The sequence below is a fragment of the Amycolatopsis sp. cmx-4-54 genome (assembly GCF_046548895.1).
GTDB lineage: Bacteria > Actinomycetota > Actinomycetes > Mycobacteriales > Pseudonocardiaceae > Amycolatopsis.
Genome location: NZ_JAEBEJ010000006.1, coordinates 356,217 through 381,604, shown reverse-complemented (window position 1 = coordinate 381,604; position 25,388 = coordinate 356,217). Strand labels below are relative to the sequence as shown.

The 25,388-nt window shown below is 67.4% G+C and carries 22 protein-coding genes; 5 read left to right on the top strand and 17 right to left on the bottom strand.

The annotated features are described in order from the left end of the window. Window positions 1–42: 42 nt before the first annotated feature. From rpsG to ACLJQ7_RS22375, 3 genes are all read right to left on the bottom strand, one after another. Entirely contained in the window at window positions 43–513 is a 471-nt protein-coding gene (rpsG, locus tag ACLJQ7_RS22385; protein ID WP_005166770.1) for a 30S ribosomal protein S7, read from the bottom strand. Further along, window positions 513–887 (bottom strand): 30S ribosomal protein S12, encoded by a 375-nt coding sequence (gene rpsL, locus ACLJQ7_RS22380; protein WP_003102113.1) that lies wholly within the window; start codon window positions 885–887, stop codon window positions 513–515. The genes rpsG and rpsL overlap by 1 nt, the downstream gene beginning before the upstream one ends. Window positions 888–1,229: 342 nt before the next feature. Continuing rightward, window positions 1,230–1,376: a hypothetical protein gene (locus ACLJQ7_RS22375; RefSeq protein WP_091597937.1), complete on the bottom strand. Its 147-nt coding sequence runs from the start codon at window positions 1,374–1,376 to the stop codon at window positions 1,230–1,232. 325 nt (window positions 1,377–1,701) lie between these two features. Between ACLJQ7_RS22375 and ACLJQ7_RS22370 the strand changes: the two genes are divergently transcribed. The 4 genes from ACLJQ7_RS22370 to ACLJQ7_RS22355 all read left to right on the top strand — a co-directional run bounded on the left by ACLJQ7_RS22370 (window position 1,702) and on the right by ACLJQ7_RS22355 (window position 4,570). After that, on the top strand, window positions 1,702–2,268 hold the full coding sequence (locus ACLJQ7_RS22370; protein WP_410650134.1) for a YbaB/EbfC family nucleoid-associated protein: 567 nt from the start codon (window positions 1,702–1,704) through the stop codon (window positions 2,266–2,268). Window positions 2,269–2,398: 130 nt separating this feature from the next. After that, a complete protein-coding gene (locus tag ACLJQ7_RS22365; RefSeq protein ID WP_410650133.1) occupies window positions 2,399–2,758 on the top strand; it encodes a hypothetical protein in 360 nt (119 codons plus the stop codon). 15 nt (window positions 2,759–2,773) lie between these two features. Next, on the top strand, window positions 2,774–3,961 hold the full coding sequence (locus ACLJQ7_RS22360) for a hypothetical protein (protein ID WP_410650132.1): 1,188 nt from the start codon (window positions 2,774–2,776) through the stop codon (window positions 3,959–3,961). Window positions 3,962–3,964: 3 nt separating this feature from the next. Continuing rightward, window positions 3,965–4,570 (top strand): hypothetical protein, encoded by a 606-nt coding sequence (locus tag ACLJQ7_RS22355; protein ID WP_410650131.1) that lies wholly within the window; start codon window positions 3,965–3,967, stop codon window positions 4,568–4,570. A gap of 4 nt (window positions 4,571–4,574) precedes the next feature. Here ACLJQ7_RS22355 and ACLJQ7_RS22350 read toward each other — a convergent pair whose 3' ends face one another. From ACLJQ7_RS22350 to ACLJQ7_RS22315, 8 genes are all read right to left on the bottom strand, one after another. Then, on the bottom strand, window positions 4,575–5,075 hold the full coding sequence (locus tag ACLJQ7_RS22350) for a GNAT family N-acetyltransferase (RefSeq protein WP_410650130.1): 501 nt from the start codon (window positions 5,073–5,075) through the stop codon (window positions 4,575–4,577). A gap of 71 nt (window positions 5,076–5,146) precedes the next feature. Continuing rightward, window positions 5,147–5,632, bottom strand: a complete 486-nt coding sequence (locus tag ACLJQ7_RS22345) for a hypothetical protein (RefSeq protein WP_410650129.1) — start codon at window positions 5,630–5,632, stop codon at window positions 5,147–5,149. A gap of 55 nt (window positions 5,633–5,687) precedes the next feature. Further along, complete coding sequence (locus ACLJQ7_RS22340) at window positions 5,688–5,921, bottom strand: hypothetical protein (RefSeq protein ID WP_410650128.1); 234 nt, start codon at window positions 5,919–5,921, stop codon at window positions 5,688–5,690. 26 nt (window positions 5,922–5,947) lie between these two features. Beyond that, window positions 5,948–6,172 (bottom strand): hypothetical protein, encoded by a 225-nt coding sequence (locus tag ACLJQ7_RS22335; protein ID WP_410650127.1) that lies wholly within the window; start codon window positions 6,170–6,172, stop codon window positions 5,948–5,950. A gap of 34 nt (window positions 6,173–6,206) precedes the next feature. Beyond that, window positions 6,207–7,955, bottom strand: a complete 1,749-nt coding sequence (locus ACLJQ7_RS22330; protein ID WP_410650126.1) for a hypothetical protein — start codon at window positions 7,953–7,955, stop codon at window positions 6,207–6,209. Window positions 7,956–8,035: 80 nt separating this feature from the next. Beyond that, entirely contained in the window at window positions 8,036–9,880 is a 1,845-nt protein-coding gene (locus ACLJQ7_RS22325) for a hypothetical protein (protein ID WP_410650125.1), read from the bottom strand. 635 nt (window positions 9,881–10,515) lie between these two features. After that, window positions 10,516–10,716, bottom strand: coding sequence for an LPXTG cell wall anchor domain-containing protein (locus tag ACLJQ7_RS22320; protein WP_410650124.1), 201 nt, complete (start codon window positions 10,714–10,716; stop codon window positions 10,516–10,518). A 126-nt stretch (window positions 10,717–10,842) separates the two neighbouring features. Next, complete coding sequence (locus tag ACLJQ7_RS22315; RefSeq protein ID WP_410650123.1) at window positions 10,843–12,132, bottom strand: hypothetical protein; 1,290 nt, start codon at window positions 12,130–12,132, stop codon at window positions 10,843–10,845. Window positions 12,133–12,271: 139 nt separating this feature from the next. Between ACLJQ7_RS22315 and ACLJQ7_RS22310 the strand changes: the two genes are divergently transcribed. Next, window positions 12,272–12,541: a hypothetical protein gene (locus ACLJQ7_RS22310; RefSeq protein ID WP_410650122.1), complete on the top strand. Its 270-nt coding sequence runs from the start codon at window positions 12,272–12,274 to the stop codon at window positions 12,539–12,541. 236 nt (window positions 12,542–12,777) lie between these two features. On the opposite strand, the gene ACLJQ7_RS22305 is transcribed toward ACLJQ7_RS22310, so the two are convergent. The 6 genes from ACLJQ7_RS22305 to ACLJQ7_RS22280 all read right to left on the bottom strand — a co-directional run bounded on the left by ACLJQ7_RS22305 (window position 12,778) and on the right by ACLJQ7_RS22280 (window position 25,373). After that, complete coding sequence (locus ACLJQ7_RS22305; protein WP_410650121.1) at window positions 12,778–16,689, bottom strand: DNA-directed RNA polymerase subunit beta'; 3,912 nt, start codon at window positions 16,687–16,689, stop codon at window positions 12,778–12,780. Window positions 16,690–16,778: 89 nt separating this feature from the next. Continuing rightward, window positions 16,779–20,279: a DNA-directed RNA polymerase subunit beta gene (locus ACLJQ7_RS22300; RefSeq protein WP_410650120.1), complete on the bottom strand. Its 3,501-nt coding sequence runs from the start codon at window positions 20,277–20,279 to the stop codon at window positions 16,779–16,781. Between the two features lie 951 nt (window positions 20,280–21,230). Then, the gene (locus ACLJQ7_RS22295; RefSeq protein WP_410650299.1) at window positions 21,231–22,226 is read right to left on the bottom strand and encodes a hypothetical protein; all 996 of its coding nucleotides are present in this window, start codon (window positions 22,224–22,226) and stop codon (window positions 21,231–21,233) included. 84 nt (window positions 22,227–22,310) lie between these two features. Further along, window positions 22,311–22,832 (bottom strand): hypothetical protein, encoded by a 522-nt coding sequence (locus ACLJQ7_RS22290; protein ID WP_410650119.1) that lies wholly within the window; start codon window positions 22,830–22,832, stop codon window positions 22,311–22,313. 31 nt (window positions 22,833–22,863) lie between these two features. Next, window positions 22,864–24,129 carry an MCE family protein gene (locus ACLJQ7_RS22285; RefSeq protein WP_410650118.1) on the bottom strand — a complete coding sequence of 422 codons (1,266 nt, stop codon included), beginning with the start codon at window positions 24,127–24,129 and terminating at the stop codon, window positions 22,864–22,866. Continuing rightward, window positions 24,129–25,373: an MCE family protein gene (locus ACLJQ7_RS22280; protein ID WP_410650117.1), complete on the bottom strand. Its 1,245-nt coding sequence runs from the start codon at window positions 25,371–25,373 to the stop codon at window positions 24,129–24,131. Before ACLJQ7_RS22280 ends, ACLJQ7_RS22285 begins: the two co-directional genes overlap by 1 nt. Window positions 25,374–25,388 lie beyond the last annotated feature (15 nt).

The window sequence follows — 25,388 nt, the reverse complement described above, 5'->3', positions numbered from 1 at the left end:
GCAAGGCTTTGACCCGAAGGACGGGCGGCGGCACCGGACTGATTACCAGCGGTAGTGCGCGAAGGCCTTGTTGGACTCGGCCATCTTGTGCGTGTCCTCGCGCCGCTTCACGCTGGCGCCGAGGCCGTTGCTCGCGTCGAGGAGCTCGTTCTGCAGGCGCTCGATCATGGTCTTCTCGCGGCGGGCCGCGGAAAAGGACACCAGCCAGCGGAGCGCGAGAGTGGTGGAGCGACCCGGCTTGACCTCGATCGGCACCTGGTAGGTGGCACCACCGACGCGGCGGCTCTTCACCTCGATGGTGGGCTTCACGTTGTCGAGGGCGCGCTTCAGCGTGACGACCGGGTCGGTGCCGGTCTTCTCGCGAGCGCCTTCGAGAGCGCCGTAGACGATGCGCTCGGCCAGGGACCGCTTGCCGTCCTTCAGCACCTTGTTCACCAGCTGGGTGACCAGCGGGGATGCGTAGACGGGGTCAGAGATCAGCGGCCGCTTCGGGGCCGGACCCTTGCGGGGCATTAGCTCTTCTCCTTCTTCGCGCCATACCGGCTGCGCGCCTGCTTACGGTTCTTGACACCCTGGGTGTCGAGGGAACCGCGGATGATCTTGTAACGGACACCCGGCAGGTCCTTCACACGACCACCGCGCACGAGCACCATCGAGTGCTCCTGCAGGTTGTGGCCTTCACCGGGAATGTAGGCGGTGACCTCGATGCCGCTGGTCAGCTTCACACGAGCGACCTTGCGAAGCGCCGAGTTCGGCTTCTTGGGGGTTGTGGTGTACACGCGAGTGCACACGCCACGCCGCTGCGGGCTCCCCTTGAGGGCCGCGGTCTTCTGCTTGGCAGCCTTGTCCTGGCGGCCCTTACGGACCAGCTGCTGGATCGTGGGCAATGGACCAGCTTTCTGTTCGCGATCTTGCTACTACGTGTCTGTCTCCGGCCCCCGCGGTCGGGCGTGTCGGCCCGCGTCACGGTCTTGCGACCGGTAACTTCCCGTAGGGATTTTCCGTCGGATCCCGCGTGGGCGAAGCCTTCGGACCGGATGCCTGAGCACCCCGTCCATGCCGCACGGCACACGGGACGGCCCGACGCCTGCCGGGCACGGTCTCCAAAGATACCCGGCCACTTCCGGACCGGCCAAATCGGGGGGTCGATAACTATATCGTGCCGGGCGTCACGCCGCGGCGACCCTGATGGAACGGCGTTTCGGGGCGTTTCATTCCGCGCCCGGCCTTCATTCCTCGTCGGGCTTGGCGTGGTCCGCCCGGCCGGGGTGCGGGTCCCTGGAGAGATCGATCAGCGGATGCACGGGAGCCCCCTCCGGCGCCGCGTGACTCCCCCGCCTGGGTTCCTCGCTGCTTTCCTTCTGCTCGGCGTCCACGACGCCTCCCCTCGTTTCGTACTGATACCGCCCTGCTCGGCGGACCACGCTACCTATTCCCCTGCCGGATGAGCCGGATGGATCCGGAATGCACACCGGAACCGAACGGTCTCCCAGAGCCCGATCAGGACGGCCGACCTGGACACTGGGACACTCGCCCGGATCGCGTTCAGCGGGCTAAACGCGATCCGACCTGGCCGTGAAGCCCTGGGCGACGTCCGTTCACAAAGGGGTGGGCCTGGGTGGATCCGGGACCGACCACGTCGCGTCGAACCGGTGAATAGGTCACGATGACACCGGTCACACGCAAGGCACGGGAGGTTCCATGTCGGCCGAGTTCGAACAGCTGGTCGCGGAATTCGACAAATTCCAATCCAAGCTTCAGAACGTCGACGATCGCTTGGCGAACATCGGCGGGATGCAGGACGAGCTGAGCAGGCTCGAGGCGACGGCGACATCGCCCGACCGTTCGGTGACCGTGGTGGCGGGCCCCGGCGGTGCCATCATGGACGTCCGATTCACCGAGGAGGCCTTGCGCCAGCGTCCCGAGGGTCTCTCGGCCGCCCTGATGTCGACCATCCAGCAGGCCGTGGCCGAATCGGCCCGCAAGCAGGCCACCATCGTCGAAGAGCACATGGGCGACGACCTCCACCTCGTCGACCAGGTGCTGGAGACCCAGGCCGAGCTGTTCGGGACCACGGTCGAGGACCTGAAGGCGCAGATGGCGGAGGACGCGCCCGCGCGGGGACGGGCCGAGCAGCCCGACGACTACTCCGAGCGGACGGTCCTGCGGTCCGAAGCGGAACCGCAGCAGCAGCCGTCCCCGCCGCCGGCCGTCGCCTCCGACGGCGACCGTTTCCTGAAGAACCTGTTCGACGAGGACGACCGCTGAATCCGGCGCCGATCGCCTTTAGCGGGCTAAACGCGATTCGAAGGTCCGGGGAACCGGGGGCGGCGCCACCGGGTCCAAGGGGCCGATCACGAGGATCCGCACCGGAAAGGTGCTTGAGGAGGGGTCACTGATGGGCGAGGGACACGCGGTTGTCATCAGCGCTCTGCGCACTTACTCGGGCAAGCTCGCGCAGGACGTCCGGGTCCCGGCCGAGGTGGGGCGGCTGGTGCAGCAGTCCGACGTCGGTGACGAATCCTGGGGCGTGGTCGGCCTGTTCGTGAAGAACGAATACACGGGGATGCTCACCGACCTGCAGGATCTGCTGATCGAGATGTCGGCGGGGCTGACCGCGGCGTCGGAGAAGCTCGACAACGCCGCCACCGTCTACGAACGCAACGAAGAGGACAACGTCAAGTCGCTCAACGAGATCCTCAAGCTGCTCGAACAGCCCGCGCAGTCGCGGACACCGCAAATCGGACCGGCCAAGTAACAAGGGGGCACGATCGTGGCCGACCAGAAGATCACCGGCGAGCACACCGGCATCAAGATCAACGACTACAACCCCGACGTCGTCCGCACGGACAAGATGCTGACGTCGCTGCCCGGTCCGCTCGGCAGCGGGGTCAGCACCTTCAACACGGTCAAGACCGCGACCGCGGACGGCTTTCAGGCGAGCGACATCGGCACCATCGCCGCCAGCGGGGCCGGCTTCATCAGCTCGTGTGCCGGCGTCGCGGACATCGCGAGCGACCCGATCGGCTGGCTGGTCGGCCAGGGGCTCAACTTCCTGATGAACGTGTGCCAGCCGATCCAGGACGCCATCCACATGGTCAGCGGCGACGGTCCGGCGTTGTCGAACGCGGCGGGCAACTTCAACAACATCGGTGTCTGGCTGCAGAAGTACAGCAAGGAGTTCAGCGACAACGCGGTGAATTCACTGTCCCAATGGGACGGTGACGCGGCGAACGCGGCCGGCGAGAAGCTGGCGAAGTTCGGGCAGGGCATCGACGGGATCGCGGCGCAGGCCGGGGACATCGCTCAGCTGCTGCAGATCTCCAGCATGGTGATGACGGTGATCGAGGAGTTCATCAAGGCGATCCTCACCGAGTTCATCACCTGGCTGATCATGATCTGGATCCCCGCGCTGGCCGCGGCCGTCCCGACGTGTGGCGGCTCGACGGCGACGGCGGGCGGGCTGACGGCCACCCGCGCGGTTTCCACCACGTCGAAGGTGCAGAAGTTCCTGAACAAGCTCCGCCAGCTGCTCGACAAGATCAAGCAGTTCCTCGGCAAGCTCAAGGAGTTCTTCGGCAAGTGGAAGGGCAACTACAAGGACCTGATGGCCCACAACAAGACCACCGCGCAGCTGGCGGCCGGGCCGGGCTCGTCCGCGTGGGGCAAGTTCGCCTCGAAGGACGGCGCCATGGGCGGCAGGCTCGCGGACGGGTTCGGTGAGCGGATGACGTCGGCCACGAAGAAGGCCGCGTTGAACACCGTCGGGCTCGGCAAGGCCACGAATCCGGACGGCAGCTGGAAGACGCCGGAGACGGGCAGGGAGAAGGGCGAGGTCGCGGCCGGCGTCACCGGGAAGGTCGGCACGTACACCTCGGGCGGGATCAAGGCCGGCGAGTACGGTTCCGTGGGTGACGACGAGCAGACGACCGAGGAGACCAGCGACAACCTGGACTTCTGAGTCGTGACCGGATGGATCGTCGCCATCGCCGCGGTGGCGCTGCCGCTCGCGCTGGCCGCTTGGTGGATCGCCGCCGGGGCGGCGAAGAAACGCGGGCTGGCCAAGCTGGCCAAGGAACGGGGCTGGGACTTCTACAGCGGTGCCAGGCTCGGGCCCTCGGGCGGGCGGCACGAGCAGGCCGCGACGGGCCGGGCGCCCGCTCCGTTGCGGCGGACCGGCGAGTCGATCGACCAGGCCGTGGTGGGCACGCACCGCGGGGTGCCCTTCGGCGTCTACCGGTACCACCAGCCGGGTGCCGGGTTCCGTCAGGACGGCACCCGGGAGTCCGGTTCGCTGCGGACGGTCGTGCACGTCGAGGTGGGGACGGCCATGCCCGACTGCACGCTCTCGATCAGCGGATCCGAAGTGGACTGCTCGAATCCCGGCTTCGTGCTGCGTCCCGAGGTCCGCGAATGGCTGCAGGCAAACGTGGGCCGGTGCCAGGAGTTCCACACGTCCGGCCGGACGGTGGCGGTGGTGCCGAAGTCGCTGCCGAGCGGCCCTCAGCTCTTGCGCACCTTGGACTACCTGACCGACGTCGCCGGCCAGGTACCCCTCAATCGCGTTTAGCGGGCTAAACGCGATCCGGCACGGCCGGGGCCAGGGACTTCGCAAAGTAGTGGTTCGCGTAGGGCTCGTCGTTGAAGGGCTCGACCGTCTCGTAGCCGAGCCGTGCGTACAGAGCCCTCGCCTCGACGAGGTCGTCGCGGGTGTCGAGGCGGATCAGCGTGGCCCCGAGGCCGCGGGCGACGTCTTCGGCGGCGGCCACGAGCAGCGCCGCGCCGCCCTTGCCGCGTTCGGGCTTCCGCAGGAACACGCGTTTGAGTTCGGTGATCTCGGGCGTCATCACCCGGAGCCCGGCGCAGCCGGCGAGCACCCCGTCGCGCCACGCGAGGAGGAAGGCACCGGTCGGCGCGACCATGTCCCGGCTGTGCTGCTCATCGAGCAGGACGTCGAGCTCGTCTTCGGTGACCTGGCGCCCGTAGTAGCGGGACGCGATCTCGTCGAGGTACTCGCGCAACAGCTGAGCGGCGTCCGGGTGATCGACGGGGGTGATTTCGAAGCTCCAGGTCATGACTACATTCTGCCCATCCTGGCCACCGGTTTTCGCTGGCGCCGGATCGCGATTAGGGGGCTAAACGCAGGTCAGACGGGGGCGAGGCGGCCGGTGCAGGTGGCGACCTCGCCGGGGGCCGACTTCTCCGAGGTGACGACGGCGCCGCCCACGGCCACCCGGCATTCGACGGCGCCCTCGCCCTGCCCCATCAGCTGGACGGTCGGCGGGGTGCCGGTGTTCTTCCACGTGAGCTCCTTGCGCCACGGCAGCGTCACCTGCGGCTCCTGATGCACGAGCCCCAGCCCATTCGAGTCGTAGACCACGGTCGCGGTCCCCGTCCCGACGAGCTCGTACGCGATCTGCCAGTCGTTCGACACCGGCTGCGCCTGGCTGAGCGTCCGGGTGATCGTGCGGTCCGGCCCCCGCGACGGCACGGCCCCGGTCGGCTCGCCGACCACCGCCACGGTTTCGGCCTGCGGCTCCTCGCCGCCGTTGAGCAGCACCACACAGGTCGCGAGCGCGGCCACCACGATCCCCGCGATGGCGATACGCCCGATCAGCTGTCTGTCGGCCATCGGTCCTCCTCACCGAAGGCGGCGGCGCGGCCCGGGAGCCGCGCCGCCGCGGAAGTCAGGACGGCAGCAGCCGGCCGGGGACGCCGTTGAGCGACTGGACGAGGCCCAGCACCGGGACGCCGAGCGGCGCGAACGTCCAAATGTTGTCGAGGTCGCTCGTGTCGGGTTCGTCGACGACCACGACATCGTTCGGGGCGTTCTGTGCGGCGAGCGCCGGAGCGGCCGAGCCGAGCACGACGAGGCCGGCGAGCGCGGCGCCGGTGACCGCGCGGACGAAGGTCTTCTTCATGAGATTCCCCTTTGCTGGTATCGGTTTTATGAGATCGGCGTGATGAGCCCGTAGATCGGGGCGAGAACGTCGGTGGGCACGGGAACGGTCGGTCCGAGCAGCCCGCCGAGGTCGAGGCCGGGGATCAGCCAGACCGCCGGGGCACCGCCACCGGCCGGCAGCGGGTCGGCTGAGGCGACCCCGCCGGCGAGTCCGGACAGCGCGCCCGCGACGGCGAGCGGCAGCAGCACACGGGCCGCGATTCGTTTCATCTCTTCTCCCTTTTTTTTGGTGAAATCGGATCAGTCACCGCAGTACCGAGCTGACCGGCACGATCGTGCCGTCGGGGATCCATTGCCCCGCGTAGTTCCGGTCGGCGATCATCCCGACGGCGTGCGGTTCGCCCGGGTACATCGGCATGGCGTTGACCTGCGCCGCGGCGAAGATCTGGACGTCGCCGTCGATCGACCTCCACTGGTCGCCCAGCCAGCTCCGGAAGCCGCCGAGCGTGGGACTTTCGCCACCGAAGGCGTTGCCCGCGGCGACCGCGAAACTCACGGCCACCTGCTCGCGCGGGTCGAACCTCAGTGGCACCGAAGAACTCGCGACGGAGTTGACGATCGGCCCGTTCAGAAGCCAGGGCGCCAGGTACAGGCCGTATTGATGGGTCGGCTTGAGCCGCTGGGACTCGGCCGCGCGGGTCATCGCCGTGTAACCGCCCGCCCAACCGGACACGACGACCAGCGCGGTGTTCGGCCCCGCCTCGGTCTGCACCGGCAGACCGGAGCGCGCGGCGGTCTCTCGGACCAGCTTCGCGGCGGCCACGCTGCGCGGCGAGTTGTCCTCGACGAGAGTGAGCGCGGAAGGCTGGCGCCCGGCGAGAAATTCGACGAGCTTGACGAGAGAACCGCTGTCCTCACTCGAAAGCGCGTCCGCCGGGCATGAGGTGAGGACTTCACGGCGGGCGGCGACAAGGCCGCCCAGCGCCGCCGAAGCACACTCGGGTGCGTCCGCGTCCTCGATGGCGAGCCCCGGCTCCTCCCCCGCGTCGACCTCGATCTTCGTCTTCTCCTCACCGCGGCTGATGACGAGGTCGCTGCGGCCTTTCGGCAGGTCGACCTCGGCCCAGGTGCCCTCGGCGCCGGGTCGCACGATGGCCTTGCCGATCAGGCCGCCTTCGATTCCGGCGGACAGGTCTTCTCCCGCGCTCGCGGGGAAATGGACGAGGTTCTTGCCGGGCCGCTGCGGACTCACGAGTACGGGAAATCGCTGTTCACCGAGGGAGGCGTCAGCGAGCAGCGCGACACCGGGAACCGGGAGCTCGGGTGGTTTGGGAATGGCCGCGAGGGCGCTCCAGGCAACGAAGGCGACGGCCACGGCGACCGCGCCGAATCGGTAGGCACGTGTGGAATCGTTGCGGGAGAAGAAGAAACCGGCCGCGATCGGCAGCACAGCGGTCACCAGCAACGTGACACCGAAGAGCGTGCCGTAGATCCGGCGGTCGAACCCGAGCCCCGAGGTGAACAGCTGCACCGCGCCGGCGACGACAAGAAGCCCGCCCAGCGTCAGGGAAAGCGGGCCGAGCCGGAAGTTCGTCTGGCGCCACTGATCGGCGGGAACCCAGACGGAGAGAACGGTGACGCCGAACCACAAGGCCGCGGCCGCGACGTAGACGGTGTCGATGGCGAATTCGACACCCGTCCGCCCGAGCGAGGTTTCAAGCACCACCAGCGTGGCGAGCGCGAGAGCGGCCCAGCGGCCTGCCGACGGCCTGCGGATCAGAACCGGAATGGCCAGCGCGAGCACGAGATGCACGATCAACGCGATGACGTTGACGTCGGTCGCGAAGGCGGAAACCGCGGCGAGCGCGGCGGAAACCCCGCCGAGCACGGCGATGGTGAGCTGGAGCCGTCGAGGCAGCTCACCCACCAGCGGGCGCAGGATCCCTGTGCCCGCGAGGAAAGCGGTCGCCAGCAGGAGTCCGAGCCGGAGCAGGACGAGGGCGATGCCGACTCCGGCCGAACCCGAGCTCGCCGGTATGACGTGGTGATCCATGGGACCTTCTCCGAACAGGTCGGCGGAGCCGTGGGCGACGGGATGTGCCCGCCACCCACGGCCTTCCGCGCCGAGCAGGGTTACTTGAGATCCGCGTCCGCCACGACGAACAGTTCGGAGTGCGGTTTGGCGTTGCCGAAGGACCCGTGCGGCCAGGTCTTCCGGTTGAAGTTGATCCCGACCTGTCCGGTGAACTCGTCCCGGAAGTTCCGGTCGACCGCGACCTTCCCGTCCTCGCCGAGGTTCAGCAGGTTGACCTTGTGGTCACCGTCCAAACCGGACCGTGCGACGAAGTAGTTCGACACCGCGAGGTGCTGCGGCTTGTCGGTTTCGTGGTAGTAGCCGTCGTCGCCGAGCACGAAGTTGTCGTACGCGCCCCAGTGCGGGCCGCCGCCGGGCGTACCCGGGTTGATCGGCGCCGCGCCGACGACGGTCGGCAGGTCGCCGCCACCGCCCTGCTGGGACTTCTCCTTCGTGTCGATCCGGCCCTCGATGTTCTCGATCTTGTCGCCCGCGGCGACAAGCTTCTGGATGTCGAGGACGTAGACGCCACCGGTGGTGCCGGGGTCGTCCGGGCCGAGCGCGCCCTTCTGACGGCCGGTGATCGCGCGGTAGAGGTACTTGTCGTCGGGGCTGGTCTGGATCCAGCCACCGTTCGAGCCACCGCCGTTGGAGTCGTTGTTCGGGTGGATCGCCTTGTTCGCGGCGCCGTCGTCGAACACCTGGATCCAGTGCGGTTCCTTGGCGGTGATGTCCGGTGTGTAGAACACCGCGCCGCCCTGCATGGTCTGGGCGAACGCGCCCTTGTGGCCGGGCAGATTGGTCACCGTGGTCTCCATGACCGCGCGGCTTTCCGCGTGCAGCGGATCCGCGGGATCGGCCCTCGGGCCGTCCGGCAGGTACGAGACCGCCTTGAGCTTCGGCTTGTTGCGGTCGGAGATGTCCCAAGTGCGGACGGTCGGCCGCCGCAGATACGGCGACGGCTGCTTCACCGGGTCGAGGATGATGTTGCGTGGCTCGGCGTAGTCGCTGGTGACCAGGGTGTTGAGGTCCTCGCGGGCCTGGATGCCGTGCGGGTTGGCGCAGGTCGGCTTGTCCAGTTGCGGGAGGTTGTCGCACAGCTTCTTGTTGTCACCCTGCGGTGTGGCCGCCGGGGACTCGGAAAGTACCTGCGCGTTCTGGTCGAAGCGGACGACCTCGCCGGGGCTTCCGGCGAAACCGTTGCCCACCACGGTGGAACCGTTGGCGTAGGTGTGCGGGCCGGGCACGACCGGACCGCCCATGTAGGTGCCGTAAGCGGTGCCGTCCTTGAGCACCCAGTACGCGTCCGGCACGGAGCCGCCGAGGGTCTGGGTCGGGAGGCTGACGCCCTTGAGCTTCAGTTGCGGCAACGCGGAGACGTCGAAGGCGTACGTCGCGGCGGCGAACAGCGCGCCGGCGTAGATCGTGTCTCCCTTGTGCCACACGTATTGCATGTGGTGTGGCTCGTTCTCGACGAGCGGCCCGACGGTGGCGGTGTTGACGACCTTGCCGTACGTCGGCGACCCCTGCGTCGCGTCGATCACGGCGAGGAAGTCCGGACCGGGCAACGCGTTCTTGATCTTGTTCAGGCCGCCGCCGAGCGAACCCGGCAGGTTCTTGACGTCCTTGACCAGGGTGTCGGCGATGTTCTCGTCACCGGCCCAGACCAGCAACCACTTCTTGCGCTTGCCGTCCGCACTCCGGGACGCCGCGACGTCCTTGGACACCAGGTGGTTCTGGACCCAGTACTCCTTGCCGTCGGCCGCCTTCTTCGCGTCCTTGACGACCTGGACGTCGGCGTAAGCGCTCGTCGTGGAGCCGGTATAGGTCACCGTGCCCACGGCGAGCGCCGCCGCCAAGGCGCCGATCACCACTTTTCGCCACTTTGGCGAGTTGGATAGCATTCTTTCTCCCTGTTTTCGCTACCGAAGCGCCAGACAATTGGCACACCTCTCCCTTTTCGCGCAGGCGTCACCGGCACGGATCGAAGGGAAAGCAATCAGCCGCCGGCTCCAGCAGGGAACCGTTGCGGCACAGCGGAAAGCATCAGCGCGCGAGGAACAGGCGCATCCGTTTCGGATACGCGATTCGACTACGACGCGACCAGCCCGGAATAGGTCAGGAATTCATACACAGCGCGCTTGCTTGCTGCCGCAAGTCAACGTGCCGGCGCCACACCAAGGCGACTGGGGATTGCATGGGCGAAATACTCATGTGAAGCCGTTGGAGTGTCAATCTCGTGGTCAAAGAATGGGACACGCCACGGCAGGGTGAATTTCCCACGATGCGGATGAGACGCTGGGCCGAACGGGTGGCGATTTTCCGAGCATTGGGAATTAGGCCACCTGGCGGCACTACGGCAGGTCACAACGGACCAGTAACCCACCTCCGGCACTCAGATGGCCGTTATGGATTCGTTACGATTTCCCGGGGAACTCGACGCAGCAGAGCGCTGCTGCCGACACCGCTCCGGAGCCCGCGACCGGATCGCGTTTAGCGGGCTAAACGCGATCCGGCCGGGAAATGGATCATGCGAGCGTCAGGCAGTGAACCGGCGACGGGCGCCGAACACCAGGCCCGCCCCGAGCCCCAGTGCCGCCAGTGCGAGCGCGCCGAGCCAGATCACGTCGGCGCCGGTGCTGGCCAGACCCGTCGCGCCCACACCGGCGAGGTCCTCTCGCGGCCGTAGTGCGCCGTCGACCGGGTTCTCCGGTGGGCCGAGCTCTCGCCGCCGGATCACGATTAGGGGGCTAAACGCAGGTCGGACCGGGGGGCGGCGTGTGGGCGGAGCGCGTTTAGCCCGCTAAACGCAAGTGCCGCCGGGCGCGGGTAGGTGACAGATCGCGATTAGGGGGCTAAACGCAGGTCAGTCGGCCTGGCGAAGGCGGCGGCGCGAGGTGAAGATCAGGCCCGCGCCGAGTATCAGGGTGGCCAGGGCGAGGGCCCCGAGGCCGAGGACGTCGGCGCCAGTGCGGGCCAGCCCCGATCCACCACCGGACTCCGGTGAGCCCGGCGTACCGGGCGCGGGCGTGGAAGTGCCGGACGCGTCGCAGCCGTGACGCCGGGTCGGCATGGTGAGCGGTGGCTCCTGACCCTCCTCGACGACGAAACGCAGCTCGTGAAGATCGTCCGCCGGGCCGATGGCATAGACCCGGGCCGGGTTCTCGTCCTTCATCCGCCACCCCAACGGCGGCGCGAAGAACAGGCGGTACTTCGGCCCGGTCACGATATTGTCGATCTTGAAGCGCCCCTCCCCGTCGGTCATCGTCTCGGCGACGGTCGGGCAGTCACCGTCGGAGGTGAGCGCGAGCTTGACGCCGGCCAGCCCCATCTCCGGCTCATTCGGACCAGTGGACCGGATCACCCGGCCGGCGAGGGTCGCCACCCCACCCGGCACCTCGGCGGCGTCCATCGCGACCGGGCTGCTGTCGAGACCGACGTCGGCATAGCCGAAGTCACAGACGACGGAGACGCGGCCATAGTTGAGCGTGATGTCCGGGATTTTCGTGGTCACGTCGAAAACGCGGGTCTGGCCGGGAAGGATGGTCGCCCCGTTTCCGTGACCGGAGAGCTCGCCCCAACCGGGACCGTCGCTCTGCAGCCCGAAATCCATGCCGACGCGGTTGCACCCGGCGACGATTCCGACCAGCGGAAGGGATCCGGAGTTCGACAGCGTCACGGTGACATGGGCGAGTTCACCGACCTTGTAGACGTCCTTGGTGAAGGACATCGACGCCTTGAGTTCGCCGTTCAACGGCCGCACGCCGCGGAGGGACAGGTCCTTGGTGCCCTCTCCGACCTGAACGATCCGGAACGGGAACAGCCAGCCCTTGACCCCGTCGCCGCTGAGAAAGTACCTCGCCGCCGGGACGTCGCCGAAGTCGATCTTCCCGTCGGGGCCGCTCGTGGCCTGGTACTCCTTGGCGCTGATGGCGTGCCGCAAGGTGAGCGGGATACCGGCCAGCCGCTCGCCCTCGTCCAGCTCGCCGTCGCTGTTCTTGTCACCGAACACGACACCGGTCACCCGTCCGGTGCTCTTCGTGACGGTGACCTCGGCGTCGAAGTTGCCGACGCCGAATCCGGTCGTGTCGGAAACGAAGCCTCGGACGACGGCTTTACCCAGATCGAGATCGCCGACCTGGCCGGTGACAGGCACTTCGAGAGACTTTTCCGGTGCGAGGCTCACTCCCGACGCACGCCCCAGCTCTCCCCACCCTGGTTCGTAGGGGATCGACAGCGCTCCCGGCACGGTGAGCAAGTGGTTGACTCGAAGACCGGCCGCGGGAATTCGGCCGATGTTCGTCAGCTTGAAGGTGAACCGGACGGTTTCGTCGGTCCGGTACTCGCTCTTTTCGAAGACGATGGACGCCTGGATCTCCGGCCGCTCGGCCCGCGGCCTCGGCACCGCGGGCGAAGAGCTTTCGGCGAGTGGCGCGCTGGGCGTCGGCGACGGAGAGCTGCTCGGTACTTCCGACGTCGTCGGTGCCGTCGAGGCAGGTGCCGACGGCTCCGCCACCGCGGGCGTCGTGATCATGCTGGTCAACGCCATCACGGCGGCCAAGTAGACGACCCCAGCACGCGCGATCGATCTCGCGCCAGGTCCCTTGCTCACGCAGAGTCTCCCCAGATAACCCCAATGAATGCGCACAGCCCCCGAACCGCGTGGAACCCGCTCAATTTAGCGAGCGCAGAGTAAAATGCGTACCCGTTTCGGGTGAGTGGACTCAAACTGGAACATTCGGGGAAACGGGAAGGGCCCCCGCCGGATCGGCGGGGGCCCTTCGCGTGGATTTCGCTTCGGTCAGCGGAAGTCGCGGCCGAAGTCGTAGTCGTCCAGCGGCACCGCGGCACCCGGGGTGGAGCCGAAGACATCCGGGGTGTAGTAGCCGTCGTCGTAGGACGGGATCGCGTAAGCGGCGACCCGCGCCTCCTCGGTCGGCTGCACCTGGATGTTGCGGTACTTGTTGATCCCGGTACCGGCCGGGATCAGCTTACCGATGATCACGTTCTCCTTGAGGCCCACGAGCCTGTCCGAACGGCCGTTGATGGCCGCGTCGGTCAGAACACGCGTGGTCTCCTGGAACGAGGCCGCCGACAGCCACGAGTCCGTGGTCAGCGAGGCCTTCGTGATCCCCATCAGCACCGGGCGACCCGAAGCCGGCTCGCCACCTTCGGCGACCGACGCACGGTTCTTCGCCTCGAACTTGGTCCGCTCGGGCAGCTCGCCCGGCAGGAAGTCCGTGGCACCGGAGTCGATGATCGTCACGCGGCGCAGCATCTGCCGCACGATGACCTCGATGTGCTTGTCGTGGATCGACACACCCTGCGCCCGGTACACCTTCTGGACCTCGTCCACCAGGTGCATCTGCGCCTCGCGCGGCCCCATGACCCGCAGGACCTCGTGCGGGTCCGGCGTGCCTTCGAGCAGCTGCTGACCGACGTTGACGCGGTCACCGTCGCCCAGCGGGCCGTTCGGGGTGTTCGCGAGCCGCTGACGCTTGGACAGCTTGTCGAAGACGATCTCTTCGCTGCCGTCGTCCGGGATCAGCGTGATCTTCCAGAACCGCTCGCTCTCCTCGATGCGCACGCGGCCATCGACGTCGGCGATCGGCGCCTTGCCCTTCGGGACCCGGGCCTCGAACAGCTCCTGGACACGGGGCAGACCGGTCGTGATGTCGTCACCGGCGACACCACCCTGGTGGAACGTACGCATCGTCAGCTGCGTACCCGGCTCACCGATCGACTGGGCCGCGACGATACCCACGGCCTCGCCGACGTCGACGAGCTGACCGGTCGCCATGGACCGGCCGTAGCAGGTGGCGCAGATACCGACGGCCGACTCGCAGGTCAGCACCGAACGCACCTTGACCTTGGAGATCCCGCTCGAGATGAGCTTGTCGATCGCCGGGTCACCGATGTCGTCACCGGCGTTGAGCACGACGTTGCCCTTGGCGTCGACCGCGTCGGTCGCCAGGTTCCGCGCGTACACGCTGGTCTCGACGTGCTGGTCGCGCAGGACCTTGCCGTCGCCGATGTCCTCACCGATCGGCATGTTGATGCCGCGGGTGGTGCCACAGTCGACCTCGCGGACGATGACGTCCTGCGACACGTCCACCAGACGACGGGTCAGGTAACCCGAGTCGGCGGTACGGAGCGCCGTGTCCGCCAGACCCTTACGGGCACCGTGCGTCGCGATGAAGTACTCCGCCACCGACAGGCCTTCACGGAAGTTGGCCTTGATCGGACGCGGGATGTACTCACCCTTCGGGTTCGACACCAGACCACGCATACCGGCCAGCGACCGGACCTGCGTCATGTTGCCCGCCGCGCCCGACTTCACGATCATCGCGATCGGGTTGTCGTCCGGCAGCGCCGTCTCCATGATCTTGTGGACCTCTTCGGTGGCCTGCGTCCACACCTTGACGAGCTCGTTGTTGCGCTCGGTGTGCGACAGCTGACCACGCTGGTACCGCTTCTCGACCTGGTCGGCCTTGCCTTCGTACTCGTCCAGAATGGCTTTCTTGCCCGTCGGGACCAGCACGTCGGAGATCGCGACCGTGACACCCGAACGGGTCGCCCAGTAGAAACCGGCGTCCTTCAGGCGGTCCAGGGTCTGCGCGACCTGGGTCATCGAGTACCGCTCGGCGAGGTCGTTCACGATCGCGGCCTGACGCTTCTTCGGCATCGGCTCGTTGATGAACGGGTAGTCCGCCGGCAGCAGCTCGTTGAACAGCACGCGGCCAAGGGTGGTCTCGGCCAGCCAAGCCTTGCCCGGCTCCCAGCCCTTCTCCGCGAGCGCCGCTTCGTCGGCCTTGGCGGGCTGACGGTCGACGATGCGGATCTTGACCGGGGCGTGCAGGCTCAGCGCCTTGAGGTCGTACGCCATGATCGCTTCGGCGGGCGAGGAGTACGCGTTGCCGGCACCCTCCGCATTCTCGGTGAGCCGGGTCAGGTGGAACAGACCGGTCACCATGTCCAGACGCGGCATGGCGAGCGGACGGCCCGACGCCGGCGAAAGGATGTTGTTCGCCGACAGCATCAGGATGCGGGCCTCGGCCTGCGCCTCCGCGGACAGCGGGAGGTGCACGGCCATCTGGTCACCGTCGAAGTCCGCGTTGAACGCTTCACAGACCAGCGGGTGCAGCTGGATGGCCTTGCCTTCGACCAGCTGCGGCTCGAAGGCCTGGATACCGAGGCGGTGCAGGGTCGGCGCACGGTTCAGCATCACCGGGTGACCGGTGATGACCTCTTCGAGCACGTCCCACACCTGCGGCCGCGACCGCTCCACCATCCGCTTGGCGGACTTGATGTTCTGCGCGTGGTTCAGGTCGACCAGCCGCTTCATGACGAACGGCTTGAACAGCTCGAGCGCCATGTCCTTCGGCAGACCGCACTGGTGCAGCTTCAGCTGCGGACCGACGATGATGACCGAACGGCCCGAGTAGTCGACACGCTTGCCGAGCAGGTTCTGCCGGAACCGGCCCTGCTTGCCCTTGAGCAGGTCGGACAGCGACTTCAGCGGGCGGTTACCGGGACCGGTGACCGGGCGGCCGCGGCGGCCGTTGTCGAACAGCGCGTCGACGGCCTCCTGCAGCATCCGCTTCTCGTTGTTGACGATGATCTCGGGCGCGCCGAGGTCGATGAGCCGCTTCAACCGGTTGTTCCGGTTGATGACCCGTCGGTAGAGGTCGTTCAGGTCGGAGGTGGCGAACCGGCCACCGTCGAGCTGGACCATCGGGCGCAGGTCCGGCGGGATCACCGGGACGGCGTCGAGCACCATGCCGCGCGGGTCGTTGCCGGTGGCCTGGAAGGCCGCGACGACCTTGAGCCGCTTCAGCGCGCGGAGCTTCTTCTGCCCCTTGCCGTTGCGGATGGTGTCGCGCAGGTTGTCGGCCTCGGCCGCGACGTCGAACTCGGTGGCCAGCTTCTGGATGGCCTCCGCGCCCATGCCGCCGGTGAAGTACTCGCCGTAGCGGTCGACGAGCTCGCGGTAGAGCAGCTCGTCGGCGATCAGCTGACGCACGTCGAGCTTGGTGAAGGTCGTCCAGACCTCCTCGAGACGGTCCAGCTCGCGACCGGCGCGGTCACGCAGCTGACGCATCTCGCGCTCGCCGCCTTCCTTGACCTTGCGGCGGACGTCGGACTTGGCGCCCTCCGCCTCCAGCTCGGCCAGGTCGGCTTCCAGCTTCTGCGCCCGTGCCTCGATGTCCGCGTCGCGCTTGGTTTCGAGGTTCTTGCGCTCGACGCCGATCTCGTTCTCCAGCGTCGGCAGGTCGTTGTGCCGCAGCTCGGTGTTCACACCGGTGATCACGTAGGCCGCGAAGTAGATGATCTTCTCGAGGTCCTTCGGCGCCAGGTCGAGCAGGTAGCCCAGGCGGGAGGGAACACCCTTGAAGTACCAGATGTGGGTGACGGGGGCGGCCAGCTCGATGTGGCCCATCCGCTCACGGCGCACCTTGGCGCGGGTGACCTCGACGCCACAGCGCTCGCAGATGATGCCCTTGAAGCGGACCCGCTTGTACTTACCGCAGTAGCACTCCCAGTCCCGGGTCGGGCCGAAGATCTTCTCGCAGAAGAGGCCGTCCTTCTCGGGCTTGAGCGTCCGGTAGTTGATGGTCTCCGGCTTCTTGACCTCACCGAAGGACCACTGACGGATGTCGTCGGCGGTCGCGAGGCCGATGCGGAGCTCATCGAAGAAGTTGACGTCCAGCACGTCTTTGCATCCCCTTGGGGTTGAGTCGACTAGAGGGGTTGGCGGTCGAGGCGGGGCCCACGGGAGGCAGGCCCCGCCTCGGACAGCCGTCAGTGCACGACGTCGTCCACCGAGGGCGACTCGTTGCGGGACAGGTTGATGCCGAGGTTGGCCGCGGCACGCTCGAGGTCCTCGTCGTCGGAGTCGCGCATCTCGATCGCGGCGCCGTCGCTGGACAGCACCTCGACGTTGAGGCAGAGCGACTGGAGCTCCTTCAGGAGCACCTTGAACGACTCGGGGATACCCGGCTCGGGGATGTTCTCCCCCTTGACGATGGCCTCGTACACCTTCACGCGGCCGACCACGTCGTCCGACTTGATGGTCAGGAGCTCCTGCAGGGTGTATGCGGCGCCGTACGCCTGCATCGCCCAGCACTCCATCTCACCGAAGCGCTGGCCACCGAACTGCGCCTTACCACCCAGCGGCTGCTGCGTGATCATCGAGTACGGACCGGTGGACCGGGCGTGGATCTTGTCGTCGACGAGGTGGTGCAGCTTCAGGATGTACATGTAGCCGACCGCGACCGGGTACGGGTACGGCTCGCCGGAGCGGCCGTCCAGCAGCGTGGCCTTGCCGTTCTGCTTCACCATGCGCTCACCGTCACGGTTCGGCTTGGTGGCACCGAGCAGGCCGGTCAGCTCGTCTTCCTTGGCACCGTCGAACACCGGGGTGGCGGTGTTCGTGCCGGGGTCGACGTCGTACAGCTCCTCGTTGAGGTTCTTCGCCCAGTCGGGGTTGCCCTCGATCTTCCAGCCCTGCGACGCCAGCCAGCCCAGGTGGAGTTCCAGGACCTGGCCGATGTTCATACGACGCGGGACACCGTGGGTGTTCAGGATGATGTCGACGGGCGTGCCGTCCTCCATGAACGGCATGTCCTCGGCGGGGAGGATCTTGCCGATGACACCCTTGTTCCCGTGGCGGCCGGCGAGCTTGTCGCCCGGCTGGATCTTCCGCTTCTGGGCCACGTAGACGCGGACCAGTTCGTTGACGCCCGGGGGCAGCTCGTCGTCGTCCTCGCGCGAGAACACGCGGATACCGATGACCTTGCCGGTCTCACCGTGGGGAACCTTCAGCGAGGTGTCGCGGACTTCGCGGGCCTTCTCACCGAAGATCGCGCGGAGCAGACGCTCTTCCGGGGTCAGCTCGGTCTCACCCTTGGGCGTGACCTTGCCGACCAGGATGTCGCCGTCGCGGACCTCGGCACCGATGCGGATGATGCCGCGCTCGTCGAGGTCGGCGAGGACCTCCTCGGAGACGTTCGGGATGTCCCGGGTGATCTCCTCGGCGCCCAGCTTGGTGTCGCGGGCGTCGATCTCGTGCTCCTCGATGTGGATCGACGTGAGCACGTCGTCCTGCACCAGGCGCTCGGAAAGGATGATCGCGTCCTCGTAGTTGTGGCCCTCCCACGGCATGACCGCGACGAGCAGGTTCTTGCCGAGCGCCATCTCACCGTTCTCGGTGGACGGGCCGTCGGCGATGACCTGGCCCTGCTCGACCCGGTCGCCCTCGTTGACGATCGGGCGGTGGTTGAAGCAGGTGCCGTGGTTCGAGCGACGGAACTTGTACAGTCCGTAGCTCTTCCGCGTGCCGTCGTCGTGCATGATCGTGATCAGGTCGGCCGAGAGCTCCTCGACGACACCGGACTGCTCGGCGACGAGCACGTCACCGGCGTCCACCGCGGCGCGCAGCTCCACACCGGTGCCGACGTACGGCGCCTGGTTACGGAGCAGAGGCACGGCCTGACGCTGCATGTTCGCGCCCATGAGCGCGCGGTTCGCGTCGTCGTGCTCGAGGAACGGGATCATCGCCGTCGCGACCGAGACCATCTGCCGCGGCGAGACGTCCATGTAGTCCACGTCGAGCGGGTCGATCAGCTCGACCTCGCCGCCCTTCTTACGGACCAGGACGCGGTCTTCGACGAAGGTGCCGTCTTCCGAGATCGGCGCGTTCGCCTGCGCCTTCACGTAGCGGTCTTCCTCGTCCGCGGTGAGGTAGTCGACCTGGTCGGTGACGCGGCCCTCGACGACCTTGCGGTACGGGGTCTCGATGAAACCGAACGGGTTGACCCGCGCGTACGAGCAGAGCGAACCGATCAGGCCGATGTTCGGGCCTTCCGGCGTCTCGATCGGGCACATGCGGCCGTAGTGCGACGGGTGGACGTCACGGACCTCCATGCCGGCGCGCTCACGCGACAGACCACCCGGGCCGAGAGCGGACAGACGACGCTTGTGCGTCAGCCCCGACAGCGGGTTGTTCTGGTCCATGAACTGCGACAGCTGCGAAGTACCGAAGAACTCCTTGATCGCCGCCACGACGGGACGGATGTTGATCAGGGTCTGCGGCGTGATCGCCTCGACGTCCTGGGTGGTCATCCGCTCGCGGACGACGCGCTCCATCCGGGACAGACCCACGCGGATCTGGTTCTGGATGAGCTCGCCGACGGTGCGGAGACGACGGTTGCCGAAGTGGTCGATGTCGTCGGTCTCGACCGGGATGACCTGGTCGCCGACGGTCGCCTTGTCCTCGCCCGCGTGCAGGCGGACCAGGTACTCGATCGTCGAGACGATGTCCTCTTCGGTGAGCGTCCCGGTGTCGTACGGCGTGGTCAGGCCGAGCTTCTTGTTCAGCTTGTACCGGCCGACCTTGGCCAGGTCGTAGCGCTTCGGCTTGAAGAACAGGTTCTCCAGCAGCGTCTGCGCGCTCTCCTTGGTGGGCGGTTCGCCCGGGCGCAGCTTGCGGTAGATGTCGAGGAGCGCCTCGTCGGTGCCGGCGGTGTGGTCCTTCTCGAGGGTGGCGAGCAGCGTCTCGGAGAAGGAGAAACGCTCGCGGATCGCCTCGGTGGTCCAGCCGAGCGCCTTCAGCAGCACGGTCACCGGCTGGCGGCGCTTGCGGTCGATGCGGACGCCGACGGTGTCGCGCTTGTCGACGTCGAACTCCAGCCAGGCACCCCGGCTCGGGATGACGCGGACGTTGAAGACGTCCTTGTCGGTGGTCTTGTCGACGCTGGTGTCGAAGTACACACCCGGCGAACGGACCAGCTGGGACACGACGACACGCTCGGTGCCGTTGATGACGAAGGTGCCCTTGTCGGTCATCACCGGGAAGTCACCCATGAAGACCGTCTGGCTCTTGATCTCGCCGGTGTTGTTGTTCACGAACTCGGCGGTCACGAACAGCGGGGCCGCGTACGTCATGTCCTTGTCCTTGCACTCCTCGACGGAGGCCTTGACCTCGTCGAAGCGCGGGTCGGAGAAGGACAGCGACATGGATCCGGAGAAGTCTTCGATCGGCGAGATCTCGTTGAGGACCTCTTCCAGGCCACCGACCGGGTTTTCTTCACCTTCTTCGACGCGGCGTTCGAACCACGCCTCGTCGCCGGTGAACCATTCAAAGGACCTGATCTGCACGTCGAGCAGGTTCGGGGTGCTGAGCGGCTCGCGAATCTTTGCGAAGGAGACCCGCTTGGGGGCTCCCGGGATTCCCGTGGACTCCGAGCGAGATACAGCCGAGGTGGTCGCAGCAGTGGCCTGGTTCGCGGGAGAGACTGCCAAGATGCGTCCTTCCGGGGACAATGAGCGGTGAGCAGCCGCGTCAGCAACAGCTGATGCGGTCTGTCAAGGGTGCCGTGTGCCCACTATCCTAACTACCGGCTCCGGGCAGCCTGAAAGAGGGCAGCGCAAAGAAGCAGTCTAGCCCGAACGTCGCGGTCTGTCCAGGGGGCGCTCCCGATGGGGCCCAGCCTGCATCGCAACGTCTTCAGGTATGCCTCTGCTCGGCGTCCCCGGACCGTCCCTCCCGCAAGGGCACCGCCGGTTCTCACCGTTGCCAGTAAGCGTGACCCCACAGGGGCTCTGAGTCAAGATGCCGCGCGGTGGTCCCGCCGGTTGGCGCAGCGTGGAAGTAGCTCCGGACGGGGTGCCTCACAGGACGATCATCCTGGTTACCGTCCGGTACCCGCAGGTGGCGGCGACCTGCGTTTAGCGGGCTAATCGTGATCCGGACCCGAGGTACTTCGGGAGTCGTCGGGGCGGGCGGCGGGGTGCCTTCGGGCGTCTCTCGGCGTTTCGGGGGCGTGTGGCGGCTGTGGCCGGTGAGTTTTCTGGTGCGGCGCATAGGGAGGGCTCCCGGATCGCGTTTAGCCCGCTAAAGGCGATCCGTCGGGGCGTGGCTGTGGGGCGAGCCGACTCGGGCCAGGACTTGAGATGGGCGCGGCGCGCTCGCTCGTGGGTGGATGTGCGTCGCCGCGCCGGTGGCCGGGCGGCCCCTGGGCCTACCGGAACGCGTTTAGCCCGCTAAACGCGTTCCGGGGCGGGCGGTGAGCCCTGAAGGCCTCCTTGAGGGACTCAGGGTCCCTTAAGGAGGCCTTCACGGACTTCACGGTCGACGGCCCCCACGAAGCGCGTGAAGGCCCCCTTCCCTCGGCTGGGCCGAGGGAAGGGGGCCTTCACGCGCGTCCGACCAGGCGGATCGCGATTAGGGGGCTAAACGCGATCCGCGCCGGGCTACTTGGAGGGGGCGGGGGGTGAGGCGGGGGCCGAGGAAGCGGTCGGGTTGGGCGGAGCGGCGTAGGTGTTCATCGCCGTGATCTTCCACTTGTCGCCCTGCAGCTCCGCGTTCAAGTGCAGCTGCGCGCTCCCGGCGGTGGTCTTGTTCGTGTCGGCCCGCGTCGAGCTCTGGTCGACGAACACCATCACGTCGGCCCGGTCGCCTTCCAGCCGGATGACGGCGCTGCGGGTGACCTTGCAGGTCACGACCATCTTCTGCTGCGGGGCCAGCCGCTTGACCTCGCCCATCAGCAGGTTGTACTTCGCCCGCACCTCGTCGTTGACCAGCAGGTCACCCGCCGCAGTCTCGGTCTTCGCGATGTTGTTGTAGTCGTACGAGAACAGCGCCTCGGTCGCCTTCGAGACCTGGTCCTTGACCTGCGCGGTCTTCGCGACGTCCAGCAGCGCGGTGTTGTTCGTCGAGCTGGACACCTCGTCGGCCTGGATCTTGAAGAGCACCGCGGTCGCGGCCAGCAGCAAGCCGACGACGACCAGGGCGCCGGCCAGGATCAGCTGCCGGGAGCCCGGCTTCTTGGGCTTCGAAGAGTCTGAATCCTCATCGGAAGCGACCTCGGCTTCAGCCTCTTCAAGGTCGTCCGGCTTCCCTTCGACGGCCGCAGAAACCTTCGCACGCGGACTCGGCTTCTCGACGACCTCGTCAGGAGCCTCGACAGCGGCCACCTCAACCTCAGCCTCTTCGAGGTCGTCCGGCTTCTCTTCGACGGCCGCCGAAACCTTTGCACGCGGACTCGGCTTCTCGACGACCTCGTCAGGAGCCACCTCAGCCTCAGGCTCCTCAACAAGGGCCTCGGGCTCAGGACGCGGAGCCGGCCGCGGCGAAGGTCGGCGAACCGGCGTCGGCGTTTCGTCGACCTCGACCTCCGGAACCTCGGAAGCGGAGACTTCCGGAGAGGCGGGAACAGGAGACGCACCGGGCCGTCGCAGACCGGCCACCCGGGGGCGGCGCACCGGCGGAGTGCTGCGAGGGGGCTGGCGACGGGAGGGGGGCACTACGTGGCTCCGTTCTAGGTGACGCTCTTACTGACCGGCCGCGACGAGGGGCACGTTGTCGATCCCGGACAGCTTCCACTCATCGCCGACCCTGGTCATCGAGACCTCCAGGCGCAGCGCCTTCGAACTCGCCTTGTCGCCCTGGGTGACCTGCGTGGAGATGGCGGCGAGGAAGCTCGCCTTGCCCTCGTGGTCGTCGAGTTCCTCGACCGCGATGTCCTGGATGGTGGTCACGACCTTGGTCTTCGCGTCGCCGAGCGCCTTGCGGTAGGTCGGCTCCAGCTGGGCCAGCTGCTGGCTCATCTTGTCGTCGGAGACGGCCTTCTGCCTGCTGAAGAACTCGTCGAGTTTCTCGAAGTCGACCTCGGTGTACGCCTTGATCGCGGTACCGCCCGCCTTGACCACTTCGTCGCGCGAGCGCGCCAGGTCGGCGTTGTCGTCCGACGCGGCCACGGCCCACATGACACCGAAGATCGCCGCGGCGACGAAGGCCGCGAGCGCGAACGCCGCCGCCCCGAGGACCAGGGTCCGCGATCGAGAAGAACTCATGACACTCCAGGTTAGATATACGGTCTCGGCGTCAGCCGGGCAGGCCCAGCAGCGTGCCGAGGGTGGGCAGGCTGACCCCGGGGCTCTGCAGGACGCTCGGCATGCCCTGTGCCGCGCGCAGGCTGGCCAGTTCCTCGGCCGAGCGGCCGGCGTTCGCCGCGACGTCGCCTTCCGACGGGATCTGCGGGACCCCGTTGTACGGCACGTTCTGCGAACCGCGCACGTTGATCGGGCTGCCCTTCGGCTCGGCACAGTACGCGTCGTCCTTCGGCGGGCGAGGTGTCGTGTCGGTGCCTTCGCGGTACTTGTCGAGGCCGATGTAGCCCTTGGTGCACGAAGGCGGGTTGAACAGGTTGAGCGCGAGACCCAGGTGCGCGGTTCCGTCGTTGGCGACGCTGTTCGCGCCCGCGGCCAGCATCGGGTAGGTCACGAGGCCCTGTTCGAGCCCGTCCAGCCGGGTCACCAGCAGATTCGACGTCGTGAGCAGGTTCGCCGTCAGCGCGCCCAGGCCCGGACCGGATTCGGCGAGCACCGAGCTGATCTGGTTCGCCACCTGGGGGGTGATCCCGATCAGCTTCCGGATGTCGGCGTCGGAGTTCTTCAGGGTGCCGGAGAGCTTGTTGAGGTCGGCGCTGAACGACTTCATCGAACTCGCCAGGTCGTTCTGCGTTTCGAGGACCTGCCCGCCCTTTTCCAGCAGCTGGACGGTCTGCGGCAGATACTCCTGCGCGGTCGCGGTGAAGCTCCGCGCGGTGTCGAGCAGCCGCTGCAGGTCCGGGCCGGTGCCGTTGAAGGCGTTGTACGACTCGTCGACGACCTTGCGCAGCGAGTCGGTCGGCACCGAAGCCGCGAGGCTGTCGAGGTCGCCGATGAGCTGCTCGGTGGGCACGGGCGTCTTGACCTTGTCGGCCGGGATGACCGAGCTCGCGTTCAGGAACGGTCCCTTGTCGCTCTTCGGCTTCAGGTCGACGAACTGTTCGCCGACCGCCGACCGGTTCGCGACGACGGCGTCGAGATCGGCGGGCACCGGCGGGGCGTCCGGCGCGATGTTGAGGTCGGCCTCCAGCCCGGTCTTGGTCAGGCGCAGCTCGCCGACCCGGCCGATGTTGAAGCCCCGGTAGGTGACCTCGGCGTTCTGGAAGATGCCGCCGGACTGCTTGAGCTGCAGTTTCACCGTGTAGCCCTCGTCGCCGAAGACCTGGCCGAGCCCGGCGAACCGGATCAGCGCGTACACGATGGCGACCACGGAGATGATCGCGAACGCGACCAGCTGGATCTTCGTCCTACGGACCAGCATCAGCCGGCACCTCCCGACAGCACGCCGAAGATACCGGCGGGTCCGGTCTGTCGCGGCTGTCCGCCGCCCTGCGGCGCGCTCACCTGACCACCGGTGACACCGCCGACGCTGTCCGGAATCGGCAGCGGCGGGTTCGCGCCCGGTCCCTCGGTACCGCCGGTCAGCCCCGGGACCGGGATGACGTCCTGGAGCGGGTTCTGACGGCTGCGGCCGAGGTTCTTGAGGATCTCGTTCAGGTTCAGGTCGATCTTCGCGAACAGGTTGAAGTAGTCGCCCTTGACGCCGTCGTAGGCGGCGTCACTGAACGGGAAGGTCAGCAGGATCTCCAGCGCCTTCGGCAGATCCGCGCCCGCCTCACCGAGCTTCTGCAGCGTCGGCTGCAGCGCCTTGAGGTCGGCGACGAGGTCTTCCTTGCTCTTGTTCACCGTGTCGACGGCGACACCCGAGAGGTTGTTGAGCGCGTTCAGCATGGTCACCAGCTGGCCGCGCTGCTGCTCCAGCACACCGAGACCGGGACCGAGGTTGTCGACCGCGCCGACCAGCTTGTCCTTCTGCCCGTTCAGGGTGAGTGAGAGCCGGTTCAGCCCGTCGAGTGCCCGCGTGATGTTCGCGGACTGCTTGTCCAGGTTCGTGACCAGCTCGTTGGTGTTGTTCAGCAGCGCCTTGAGCTCCGGCGAGCGGCCGGTGGTGGCGTTGTTGAGTTCCTTGGTGATGGTGTTGAGCTGTTCGACCCCGCCGCCGTTGAGCAGCAGCGAGAGCGCGCCGAGCAGTTCTTCGACCTCGACGCTGCGGTTCGTGCGGGCCAGCGGGATCACCGCGTTGTCGGCGAGCTTGCCCTGCCTGTCGGCGGGCGCCGCCAGCTCGACGTACTTCTCACCGAGGAGGCTGGACTGCTTGACGTTGGCGAGAGCGTTCGCCGGCAGCTTCACGTCTCCGTTGACCCGGAGGGTGACTTCGGCGTTCCAGCCGTCCGGGGTCAGCCCGATCGCTTCGACGCGACCGATGGCGACCTCGTTGACCTTCACCCCGGCCTGCGGGGTCAGGTCGAGGACGTCGCGGAACTGCACCTTGACCGTGTACGGGTGGTCGCCGAGTTCGGCGCCACCGGGCAGCGGGACGTCGTAGATCCCGCTGAACCCGCAGCCGCTCAACGTCAGCGCCGCGACCGTCCCGGAGGCGATGAGAGCGATCTTCTTCAGTGTCCTTCGCGGCACTCCGTGCTCGTCGGCTGAGCTCTGCGCCATGAGTCCTCTTTTTTT

Bases quoted from the DNA above. Each gene is read 5' to 3' on its own strand.
- rpsG (WP_005166770.1), bottom strand. From the start codon at position 513: ATGCCCCGCAAGGGTCCGGCCCCGAAGCGGCCGCTGATCTCTGACCCC.
- ACLJQ7_RS22370 (WP_410650134.1), top strand. From the start codon at position 1,702: ATGTCGGCCGAGTTCGAACAGCTGGTCGCGGAATTCGACAAATTCCAA.
- ACLJQ7_RS22365 (WP_410650133.1), top strand. From the start codon at position 2,399: ATGGGCGAGGGACACGCGGTTGTCATCAGCGCTCTGCGCACTTACTCG.
- ACLJQ7_RS22350 (WP_410650130.1), bottom strand. From the start codon at position 5,075: ATGACCTGGAGCTTCGAAATCACCCCCGTCGATCACCCGGACGCCGCT.
- ACLJQ7_RS22345 (WP_410650129.1), bottom strand. From the start codon at position 5,632: ATGGCCGACAGACAGCTGATCGGGCGTATCGCCATCGCGGGGATCGTG.
- ACLJQ7_RS22340 (WP_410650128.1), bottom strand. From the start codon at position 5,921: ATGAAGAAGACCTTCGTCCGCGCGGTCACCGGCGCCGCGCTCGCCGGC.
- ACLJQ7_RS22335 (WP_410650127.1), bottom strand. From the start codon at position 6,172: ATGAAACGAATCGCGGCCCGTGTGCTGCTGCCGCTCGCCGTCGCGGGC.
- ACLJQ7_RS22330 (WP_410650126.1), bottom strand. From the start codon at position 7,955: ATGGATCACCACGTCATACCGGCGAGCTCGGGTTCGGCCGGAGTCGGC.
- ACLJQ7_RS22325 (WP_410650125.1), bottom strand. From the start codon at position 9,880: ATGCTATCCAACTCGCCAAAGTGGCGAAAAGTGGTGATCGGCGCCTTG.
- ACLJQ7_RS22310 (WP_410650122.1), top strand. From the start codon at position 12,272: ATGTTCGTCAGCTTGAAGGTGAACCGGACGGTTTCGTCGGTCCGGTAC.
- ACLJQ7_RS22290 (WP_410650119.1), bottom strand. From the start codon at position 22,832: ATGAGTTCTTCTCGATCGCGGACCCTGGTCCTCGGGGCGGCGGCGTTC.
- ACLJQ7_RS22285 (WP_410650118.1), bottom strand. From the start codon at position 24,129: ATGCTGGTCCGTAGGACGAAGATCCAGCTGGTCGCGTTCGCGATCATC.
- ACLJQ7_RS22280 (WP_410650117.1), bottom strand. From the start codon at position 25,373: ATGGCGCAGAGCTCAGCCGACGAGCACGGAGTGCCGCGAAGGACACTG.